An 11,400-nucleotide genomic window follows, 5' to 3' on the forward strand; every position below is an offset into this window, starting at 1 on the left:
CCTGACCTATCTGCACTAAGAGGATTAAATATCTTTCAACTTCTCTATTGAATTATTAAAAATGTATAAGCAGCTAAAACAACTTTATGCTTATCTGTAGTACTCAACAGTCTTTTCTAAACCAGTTTTAAGATCATAATCAGGAGTCCAGCCTAAAAGCTCTTCTGCTTTACCATTTGCTAAAGAAGAATGCCGTATATCCCCCTGACGTGCTTCTTCATAAATAGGATCCAGATCATAGGGTAAAATTTCATTTAAGTAGTCAACCAGGTCATTGACGCTGTCTCTACTTTCAGTACTGATATTAACCAGGATATTATCTCCCTGCTTTAAGGCCATTAGATTTGCTTTTACCAAATCAGCAACATAGATAAAGTCTCTGGTCTGCTGACCATCACCAAAGATTAGCGGCCTTTCTTCTGCCAGCATCTTATCTACAAAAATGGAAACTACTCCACCTTCCCCTTTTGGATCCTGTCTTGGGCCATAGACATTGGCATAGCGAAAAATAGTGTATTTAAGATCGTAAAATTCACTGTACATTTTTATGTAATGCTCTGGAGTATGTTTGCTAATCCCATAAGGTGACATTGCCTTAATAGAATGTTCTTCATCTACCGACAGATAATCTGGTTCTCCGTAGACAGCCGCAGATGAGGCATAAATTATTTTTTCTGTATTGTATGCTCTGCAGCACTCTAAAAGATTGATAGTGCCCAAAATGTTATTCTGAGCATCTTGAAGAGGGTCTTTAATGGAGTGCTGAACATCTATCTGGGCTGCATGGTGAATTACATGGCTAATCTCATTTTCTTTAAAGACTTTCTCTAATTCCTGATCTCTAATATCCAGATGATAAAATTCAGTCTGGTCATTTAAGTTTTCTTTTTTACCTGTGCTTAAATTATCAACTACTATTACTTGATGACCTGCTTCAATTAAGCCATCTACTATGTTGGAGCCAATAAAGCCTGCTCCACCTGTTACTAATACTTTCATTAATTATCAACTCCCCTGATCTGTGTAATAAAATACCCGCTGCTGCAGAATATTAGCACCGGGTGAAATTTCTTGAATTATATTAATTTGCTTTATGCCCCATAAAGATAACCTTTAAAGTTTCCAGTAAGATTTTTAAGTCAAAGACAAATGAGCGCTTATTGGCATATAAAAGATCCATTCTGAGCTTATCCTCAGCATCAGTATCATAGAAGCCGTAAACCTGAGCCAGACCTGTAATCCCTGTTTTGATAAAGTGGCGGTATTTGTAATGGGGTATTTCCTTTTCAAACTGGCCAACAAAATGCGGTCTTTCAGGTCTTGGACCAACTATACTCATATCTCCTTTTAAAACATTTATTAACTGAGGTATCTCATCTATTCTGGTCTTTCTTAAAAATTTACCTACTTTTGTGACTCGACTGTCATTTTTCTGGGCTAAGACAGGACCTGTATCTTTTTCTGCATTATTGACCATAGTCCTGAATTTATATACCTCAAATTTCTCTCCCATTCGACTGATTCGCTCCTGGGTAAAGAATAGAGGCCCCTTACTCTCCAGCTTAACTGCTAATGCAGCAGGTATAGTTAGAGGTAGACTTAAAAGCAGCCCAACAGCAGAAAGAATAATATCTGTCACCCTTTTAAAGAAAAAACCAATTGAATTATGAGGAGCAACAATCTCAAAAACAGGCATTTCTCCTATCTGTTCTAACCGAGAACCGGAAAGCATAATCTCATAAAATTCCGGCACCAGAGAAACTTCCCAATTTTTTTCCAGAGCTGCATAAAAAGCATCCTTTTTTTCTTCTTCACTTAAGTTGGAAGCAACAAAGATGATATCTGCTTCCACGGCCATCAATTTTTCTTCTAAATTACTAAAATCAGTAGAAAGATCGAACTTAACATAATCTAAATCTTTAAGATAATCGGGATTATCTATAATTACATCCTTTATATTATAACTTTTATGCATCGAATGAGCAATATTTTTAATCAACTTGGCTGTATTTTCTCCACGACCTACGATAATTATATCTTCCTTTTTAGAAATAAAACGTTCTAAAGCTAAAGCTAAGTATCTCCAAGCTATCATGGTTACAAAAAGCACTGGGAAAGAAATCAAAAAAACTGAGCGCGGAAAAGCTAAAGAATGAGTTAGATAGGTTAAGGTTCCTACAAATAAGACCATTATGAATGTTGCTGGAATAAAAGTATAGAATATCTCATCTATTCTTCTTTTCAATTGATTACTGTAAAGGTTGTACATTTGAAATAAGAGAACTGCAAAAACAGAGATGTATGGTATTAAGTCCATGTAAGCATTATAGTTTTGAGCAGGAATTGTGTCTCCAAAGCGCAGTTTAAAAGCGAGTAAAAAATCTATATTAACAAAAATAATATCTCCAATGATTCGAACTGTATTCATAATTAATTCTTTGGTCTTCATAAAGATCCCCCTGTTTGTAAAACAATCTATTTCAACTGCAAAATTTTAGCATATATTCATTTTCTATTATACTTTATCTCAGTGGGGAATTCAATGAATTCGACAAAAATAGCGGTTTGAAAAAGGATTTAGACTAAACGACCCAGTCGGCTTCTAATAGATCCCTCAATTCTTTGATGCTTTTCAGCCAGTATTTTGATATTAAATTTTTGAATCATTCCTGGTAAAGTTCAACTATTTCTGTCTTAGCAGTAAATTGAATTTGTTTCTTACCTTGATATTCTTTTAGTTTTAGATTTCTTAGTTTATACCATATATTTTCTTCTAACTCTTTTAAATCAGAACTTTCCCAGGCAAGAAAATGAATTGTTTCCTCTGTTCTGGTCTCCAGCATCCCAGACTGCCTAATTTTATCACTATTTGAGTCCCAGAGTCTGTAGATTTTAGCTGTTAAATCAAAACCTTTATTCTTTTGAATGTTGGAAAGATTTAGGCTTTCAGCTTTTTCAAGATGACTTTCAATTTCCTTAACAAATGGTGACATATTATTTGATTGAGTTAAAATATCAAGATTTTTGCTCGCTCGGGTGATTGCTACATAAAAAAGACGTCTTTCTTCTTCTAAATGGTTGATTTTATTAAGTTTAACCGGCTCAATTAATTTGCTCTCTTTATCTACTGTCGGAAAACTAAAGTTATCATCTTTTACCATATGCAATAAAATAACATTATCTGCTTCTCGACCTTTGGATTGATGCACTGAAAAGATTGAAACAGCATTTTCCGGCCTCTGACTATTACTCTCTGCATTATAATAGTCATCTCCTTTACCAATATATGAAATCCCATCAGTCTTAAGCTTTTCTTTTATTGCTTTCAGAAAAGGAGCTGCCCCATCATAGCGACAGATTATCATTATATCTTTTGGTTCATTTTCCTCAGCTAGATATTTCTTAACCAGATTAACTGTATAATTTGTTACTCGATGTTTATAACGATTACTATCTGATAAAATATGTAATTCAGGAATGGTTTCTGCTGGATTATTTGCCTTAACTTTTTTCTTAATCTTATGTTTGTTATTATCTATTAAAGAATTTCCAGCCTCAAGTACTGAACTGGGGCAGCGATAATTATCAACAAGATAGGTTTTAGCTGATTTATCAAAATATTTTTCAAAATCTATAAAATACTTCGGATCAGACCCCTGAAAAGAATAAATACTCTGCCAGTCATCTCCAACACAAAATAATTTAACTTTAGAGTCCCCCTCAAAAAATTGTTTAATGATTTCAATATGACCCAGAGATACATCCTGAAATTCATCAACTAACAGGTGATCATATCGCTTTTGATATTTTTGAGGATTCTCTTTTAGAATAGTAGCCGCCTTATATATCATATCATTAAAATCAATTTTCCTGTTTTCCTCTAAATAGTCTTCATAATACTGATATAACATAGCTGCACTTTTAGCAAAGTAATACTGTTTTTCAAAACCTCTGGTTAATAACTCCTCAATTTGATCAACTTTTACATTGTTTGTTTTAGCGGTATTAATAAACTTTTTATAATCGTCAAGTAAAGTGTAGCTATTAACATCATTTACAGCATCCAGAAATTCTTCGAAATTTCTCTTTTTAAGCTTAATCCCATATTTTTTTAATTTTTCTTTTAAAATAGCTTCTAAATTACCTTCCTGGTAATCATAATCAAAAGTTTCTAGCAAAGTCTTATTATGCTTTTTAAATTGAGCTTGTGCCCATTCCCTTTTAGCTAAATATTCTTCAGAACTCAAATCAAACCACTCTGGAACCTCATTCTTTCTATTTATACCAAGGTGCTCAAGATAAATATCATATTCTGTTAAATAAAAATCTGGCTGGTAGACAACTTTATCATCACTTTTATCAGCCCAATCAGCAATCTTTTCGTACTGATATTTAATGTTATATAAAAAGAAAAAATCTGCTATTGCTTTTTCAGCCCGTGATTTAACTTTTTCTCCCTTGAGTGTTTCGTATTTTTTTGTTCTCATTGCAGCAAGATATTCTGTTTTTTCTTCAAAATCAGTTTCATCAAGATATTCATCATTCTGATGACTTAAAAATTTATAGAAATATCCTCTAAACTCCTGACTAGAATTTAAAAACTGATTATATCCTTCTTCAACAATGTTGGTAATATCATTCGGATCAACTGTAGAAAGCTTATAATCGCTTTCTTCTTTAACAATACTATTGGCAAAAGAGTGAATAGTATTTACATTGACCTCAGTAATATTAAATTTTTCTTTAAGTCTAATCTGCATCTCTTCGGCTGCTTTATTTGAATAAGTAATTGCTAATATTTTTTCCGGCTCTATACCTTCTTCAATCAGATATTTTATTCTGTAAGCTAAAACTGTTGTTTTACCGGTTCCTGCAGCTGCAATTACCTGGTTATACTTTTGATTTTTAACAACAGCCTCCTGCTGTTTTCTGTTTAAAGGATATTCTCCATAATTATGAAAAAGATCATAATATTTTTCAATCTGATTTTCTATGTATTCTTTCTCTTTTTCTAATTCAATTTTGCTTTTTGATTTTCGTTTAAATAGGTTGAAGATTGCTTTTATTATTCTTATTATCATGTATTTTTCTCATCCCTCAATATATTAATAGTTATAGTCTTTTAAAAAAGTTAAATAAATTCATCCTTTCTCAAAAGAATAATTTTATTAATTTAAGTAAAATTTCCTTTATTAGTTAAACTTAATTATATTTGATTTAGTGTTAACCCGCAAGATTTTCGACAATAATACACAAAAAACTCCCACCAGAAATTTAAATTCAAGTGAGAGTAATTATCTAGTCATAATGCTTTCCATTAATGCTATTCGGCAGCTGAGGCTAGCCTCTTTATATTGCAAATATCTTTTTATTTGCAATCCTATTAACGATATCTTTTAAACTATTAATATTAGGAAACCAGCGATTATCATTCTTCTCTGCCTCAATAATAAAATTAATCGCATCATCAGCAGGATTAAACTCTATTAAACCAATTCCTCTTTCCTTTAATTCTTCTATAAATAATTTATTAAATCCCGTTGGCGGCTCCGGCATACAAATATAAGCTCTATCAGCTCCATTTTTGTGATCAAGTGCCTGCTTTATTGCCTGTTTCCAGTTCTTAAGTTTAAATTCAATAGAAACAATCTCATTTTTATGGGTTACTAAAACCATATCAATTGATCTGGACAAAAAAGGAACTTCCCTGATAATATTTTTATAATTATTATTAACTTTAAATTTATCATAACAAATTTTAACCATTTCTGCTTCAGTCATTTTAACCATCCTTAGAGATAATTATCCTTAATCTTTGATTTAGTAGCATATTTAGGATATTTTTTATATACATATTCTAATATTGCATCCAGACTTAAAACATTAATCTTCTTTTTGAATTGACTTAAAAACTCTTTTTGTTCTTCTTCTAACACCCCTATTAATTCATCCTTTACATATTTTTCACCTTTTTCAGTTAGAGAAAAAGACACAGCGCTTGGGGGCTCAACGTTAAAAACATCAACATTTTCTTCAAAGCCTCTTTGATTATTAATATCATACATATACTCTCCCATTTCAGCTTCAGCAACAGTACTACCATTATCCTCATTTTCTTTTATAAAATCAATACTTTCGAAAAATCTTAAATCATCAAATAAATCTTTCGAAAAAGGACCATAATCATAAGCAAAAAACTCAGGTAGAGAACCCCGATCTAATTTATTTATTTTTTTTGAAATTTCTTTTTTAAAAATAAACATCATTTTTGTTAATCTAGTTCTTCCTTCAATTGGTTCATTAAATTTACCAGATTTCCCGGGTAAATATAACAAAACCAACAAAATATCTCTAGAGCTTAATTTATTATTTTTCATTTTAAACTCCCTTCTATCAGCTTAAATCAAATAATTGATTTATCTATTAAATCATCAAAATAACCTTCAATTCCTCTATAATCAAATTCCAATTTGATATGATTATTAAAAAAAGACTGGTAACGTTTTTGAGGTAGATTTAGTTTATCTATCAAACTTTGATTAGCTCTATCTTTATAAAATTCTGGGTCATCACTTTCATGAAGTACTACCTTTATTTTTGCATTTTTTTGCAAAGATTTCTTTAACAAATAACGTAACTCAAAATCCGCTTCTGGAAAAGAATAACCAATAAAAATAATATCTGTCGCTTCAGATAATTCTAAATGAGCATTATGCCAGATTGTTTTATAATGAATGCTTTCAAAATCCTTAAGAAAAGTTGGAGTTACTAAAGAACTAAGAAGCTTATAATTTCTTTCTATGCTTTCACAATAGTCACATTTAATCTCACTATTTTCCTGATTTAAAGTTGAAATTGATATATCACTGCTATAATTGGTATATAAACGTCCACAATTATTACAAATTAACCAATTAGTTGATCCATGTAGTTTTATAAGTTTTATGTTTTTAAATCCGCTAGACCTTAGCTGAATTGAAGGAACCTCACCATTCAAGTCATAATTATACAAACAATAGTCAAGTTTGAGATCTTCATCGTCCTCAGAATTTATATGAGCACTATTATTAAGATATTTATCCAGTAAAGTATCCCAGTTTAATGAGATTAAAGAGAAATCTTCATCCTTCATTCTCTTTTTACTAAAATAATTAGCTATTTTTTTATAAAGTTGATCCTCAGAGTATTTATCCATACCATCTGTTAAAATATAAATTATGCACTTATTTAAGGCTTCTTGAATATATTTTATATCTTTTTCGGACTCATGTCCAAAAAATTTATTGCTGAGAATAACTTTGTCTAAAATAGTGAAAATATTCTCGAGAGAAATATTGATTTTTTTCACTTCAACAAATATTTCTTCCCACTTATCATCATATTCATCATCTTTAAATATAGTCTCTTCTTCTAAATCTCCTGCAGAAATTCTTTTTCGCTGATCACTAAATATATTCTTATAAGATTCCTGCAAATCAAAATCTCCAAAATAATTAATAATAAAATCTGCCAGATATTTTCGATATTTATTAAACTCAGTAAAAGGTAAGCGGACAGGTTCTTCTAAAAAACCAGATCCGTCTGCGGATTCATTTTTGACTGAAGTAAATATTTTAGCCAGCAATTGGTTTTGAATTGGTATACCAGCAGCAATAGAAGCCCCTGCTCCAAAAATATAGACTGTTTTACCCATAATTACACCTCATAATCCTTAAGAATCTGGTACCAGTTCTTAAGGTAGCTGATATCTTCAATATCCATAACATTATAATCTTTATATTCATTAAAATTGTTATTTAGATGTTCTAAAATAATATCAAACGATTTTCCCTCTACAAATTTAAATTCTTTATTTTTATTGTTTAAATAATGCAATAAACAACTTTTTTTGGTTTCACGATCAGGATAATTACGTCTCTGTTTTACCCCTCTGATTTCTATCTCATAATACTCTGTATTCTGAAAGGCAGAAAAGTTATTAATATTATCCTTGATTATATCTTTGCAGATATTACAATCACAAATTTTTGCATAATACTCTTCAGCTTTTTGGGATTCTTCTCCGGGGTTAGGAGGAATAACATTTAATTTATTTAGAAAATTTACTGCATCTGCATATTTAATTCTTTTATGGATTGGTCTAAAATAATAACGAGAAATCGGTATTCCACCACCAACAGGAACCACACTTCTGTATTCGCCATATTCAAGTCCGTGTCCCACTCCATCCAAACTAAAACCCAATTTATCCTTACAGGCAGTTAAAATTATTGATAAAAAGCTACCGTAAAGATTATATACTTTAATTCCCGCCTGATTATATGTTTTGATCAAATCAAAAAATATTTTTAACTGACTTAAAGAGACCTCATGTTCTTTGAAGCCATCAATCCAAATTAGAATTCCATCAGGTTTAGCATCTATATATTCTTCTTTTATATCCTCTAACATTTTATCAGAACTAAATATATCTTCTGAAAGAACTAGTTCCGCGAATATTTTTTTATCTTCAAATTGTTTTTTGGCTTCAGTAATAAATTTGATATTAACATCTAACCAACCTTCATAAGTATTTTCAGTTAAATAAAAATAGGGCGGTGTAACAAATTCTGGTTCAAGATTTTCTGCAATTTGATCCTGACCCAGGTATTTTAAATATCCTTCATCTTTTGCATATTTTTTTACTATATCCAGCTGAAAGTTTATAACATTTTTGCAGAATGATTCATAATGATTGTCAAAATCTTCAGCTCTAACCGGTCTTTCTTCCTGTTTAATAATTTTCGTAAGTGGTTCTCCATACGATTTAATTAGTTTATTTACTGAAAGTTTAATAGTTTCTTTGCCTTCTTTTTTACTATATGATTTAATTGTGCTCAACTTATGTTGAAAACCGTGAGTAATAGGATCAATAAAATAACCATTTTGATTATTCATCTGATTTAATCTAATAAAGTCTGAAAGTGCTTTTGGAGTATAGGCCATCATATTACCGTTTATAGCTAAAAGATCATAAAATTGATCCTTTCCATCAATAAATTTCTTATCAGCATTTGTCCCATAACGAAGAATATGTTTTGACATTTTTAGCCCTCCAATTTTAAACTCCAAAATTTATTTAAGTTTAATTTTATAAATTAATTATAATACATTTGTTCATGAAGTTCAATTATTTTTCCAATTATTTGTAATTTTTATCCTGATTCAACAATTATAAGTTCATTTTGAGTAATGTATAATAATCTTAATTATGTTCTAAAAGCCTTACCTTAGAACTTAAAATACCCATCTCGGTTACAAATTGCTCTATTCGTTCTAAATCCTCAGAACTATACCAGCTGATATACCAGTTGATATCTGCAGCTCTATAATTATGCTTGATAATTTCTTTAAAATAGAGATAATCCACCTCTGAAAGAGAATGGCCAATAACAACTATATTCTCAATTTTAGTAAATGTTTCAAATTTATCTTTATTATCTTTGATCACATCTGTAGATTTTTTAGTAGTAGCATCATAATAGTCAATCAAGCCATAACCTGCAGTTTCACGTAAATCATATGCTGTTTGATTTTTTACACTCATACCTTTACTGTTCATTTTATTTGGATCAGTTTGGTTCTCAAATTGAGCTCCAGGGGCATGACCTAGAATCAATTCTTTATTGTTTTCTCTTCTATCACCATGGATATACCAGATATTATTTTGAGGAATCTCATATATTATCTCTAAAAATTCAGTATAATTGAAATTTATGAATCTAGATTGTTTAGTTAAAATGTCTGCAAGAGGTTTTGCAGAGTTGAAGCTTTTTAAAGTAGATATCCATTTCCTAAATTCTCCCGGCAGCTCGCTCATAATTGTCTGCGCAGGACCAATAGCAGCTTCAGCTGCCATAAAAAACTCTGCTGCAGAAAAATCATCGTCATATTGCTCCTTCACATCAAAAATATCCATCATATCATTTGTGGTCCCCAACATTGTTTCATCATCTAAATGAGCAAGACTTTCTTCAAGATCTGCCCACAAATCATCTCTTTTGATGTAAGTCTCTAGTGCATTTCTCAGACCATTATTCCGTCCTAAAAAGTCTCTAAAATTATAATAACTTGATGGAACACCATGCATTAAATCAAAGCCGTTGCCTATAATAAACAGTAAGCGATTAGGCTTTATCGCATATATTTCAGCCTTTTCTATCTGCTTAAATGGTAGATCTATATTATCTGTCACAGCTTTTCCTCTTTTCTGTTATAAAGGTACCTATAATTAAGAAACTTCTTATTTGTTATATGAATCAGTCTTTAAAACCACATAACTTATTTTATCTCTCCACCCGGTTATTCGAAAATATTTTTTTGGGGTATAAAAGCTCTTTTATCCTTGCTTTACTTGCATGTCCCCCGTATTTATCCATAAAAACAGCCGGAATACCACAGGCATAGCCCCTAACATTATCTTTACCAAAAATATCAAAAGCTATTTTAACTACTTCAGCAAAAGAAGATTCTGGATTTTTATTTAAAAATTCTTCTAATTCTCTGCCTTTAAGCCATTTGTTAGGAGCATCAGCAATCCGTCCTGTTGCCACTGAACAATACGGTATATTTTCTTGATCACTATATTTTTTTCGGGCAGCTAAAAGACTCCTGTAAATAACATCATCTTCTGGAAGACTATATCCAAATAAAAGTATATGTTTAGCCTCTTCAATAGCTATCCGCATATCTCTCTGAATTTCTTCAATAAAAGAAGAGTGGTTTAATTTAAAACTACTCTGCATAATCATAGGGCTATCGCTAATCGAAGTTAATTTTCCGCAGTACTGACACTGTAAACTATCTACTAAATCAACCTTAAAATCATTAAATTCTTCCTTAGACCTGGGCTGTGAAAATGATAAATTTTTTACTAATTGAGGTGGAAATAAACTTTCAGAATAAATATCCCACTCACTCCCCAAATAAGAAGTTAACTTACCACATTTGGGACAGTTTCTCCAGTTAAGTGAACCATGCGGAAAATAATACTTACCAACTCTAACTCTTCTATTCTGATATTCTGGATCATTAAGTCGCTGAACCACAGTTTCATTTAAAGGATACCAGATTTTCTGCTCTTTACTATCAACTGCCCTTACTCCCAAAAAATGTGCAAAATCATTAAACAACTTCAATTCAACTCCAGATTCGCCTATTTTAAGGGGAGAATCATTTTTCTTTTTATGGGCATTAAAAATATACCACAAAAACAAAGGATCCCAATTCATTGAAATTACTGCATAACTAAATAGATAAAATTTTCGGCTCTTTGACAAATGTTGTGAAATCTAAATAGCACCGTTTGAATCATGTTATCTCTTTAATTTTTTGAATTACTCTTAAATACTCAGTAATGAT

9 protein-coding genes are annotated in these 11,400 nt (G+C 30.9%); all 9 read right to left on the reverse strand.

The window, feature by feature from the left end:
• Positions 1 to 90: 90 nt before the first annotated feature.
• A complete protein-coding gene (locus DFR80_RS13015; RefSeq protein ID WP_114490212.1) occupies positions 91 to 999 on the reverse strand; it encodes an SDR family oxidoreductase in 909 nt (302 codons plus the stop codon).
• 82 nt (positions 1,000 to 1,081) lie between these two features.
• The gene (locus DFR80_RS13020) at positions 1,082 to 2,449 is read right to left on the reverse strand and encodes a sugar transferase (protein ID WP_114490213.1); all 1,368 of its coding nucleotides are present in this window, start codon (positions 2,447 to 2,449) and stop codon (positions 1,082 to 1,084) included.
• Between the two features lie 214 nt (positions 2,450 to 2,663).
• Positions 2,664 to 5,081 (reverse strand): UvrD-helicase domain-containing protein, encoded by a 2,418-nt coding sequence (locus DFR80_RS13025; RefSeq protein WP_114490214.1) that lies wholly within the window; start codon positions 5,079 to 5,081, stop codon positions 2,664 to 2,666.
• A 268-nt stretch (positions 5,082 to 5,349) separates the two neighbouring features.
• Entirely contained in the window at positions 5,350 to 5,781 is a 432-nt protein-coding gene (locus tag DFR80_RS13030; RefSeq protein WP_114490215.1) for a hypothetical protein, read from the reverse strand.
• Positions 5,782 to 5,792: 11 nt separating this feature from the next.
• Positions 5,793 to 6,377 (reverse strand): hypothetical protein, encoded by a 585-nt coding sequence (locus DFR80_RS13035; protein ID WP_114490216.1) that lies wholly within the window; start codon positions 6,375 to 6,377, stop codon positions 5,793 to 5,795.
• A gap of 26 nt (positions 6,378 to 6,403) precedes the next feature.
• A complete protein-coding gene (locus DFR80_RS13040; protein ID WP_114490217.1) occupies positions 6,404 to 7,693 on the reverse strand; it encodes a hypothetical protein in 1,290 nt (429 codons plus the stop codon).
• 2 nt (positions 7,694 to 7,695) lie between these two features.
• Entirely contained in the window at positions 7,696 to 9,084 is a 1,389-nt protein-coding gene (locus DFR80_RS13045; RefSeq protein ID WP_114490218.1) for a hypothetical protein, read from the reverse strand.
• A 160-nt stretch (positions 9,085 to 9,244) separates the two neighbouring features.
• Positions 9,245 to 10,234, reverse strand: a complete 990-nt coding sequence (locus DFR80_RS13050) for a bacteriophage abortive infection AbiH family protein (RefSeq protein ID WP_114490219.1) — start codon at positions 10,232 to 10,234, stop codon at positions 9,245 to 9,247.
• Positions 10,235 to 10,325: 91 nt separating this feature from the next.
• Positions 10,326 to 11,270, reverse strand: a complete 945-nt coding sequence (locus DFR80_RS13055) for a hypothetical protein (RefSeq protein WP_114490220.1) — start codon at positions 11,268 to 11,270, stop codon at positions 10,326 to 10,328.
• Between the last annotated feature and the right edge of the window lie 130 nt (positions 11,271 to 11,400).

The sequence above is a fragment of the Halanaerobium sp. ST460_2HS_T2 genome (genome assembly GCF_003337665.1).
GTDB lineage: Bacteria > Bacillota > Halanaerobiia > Halanaerobiales > Halanaerobiaceae > Halanaerobium > Halanaerobium kushneri.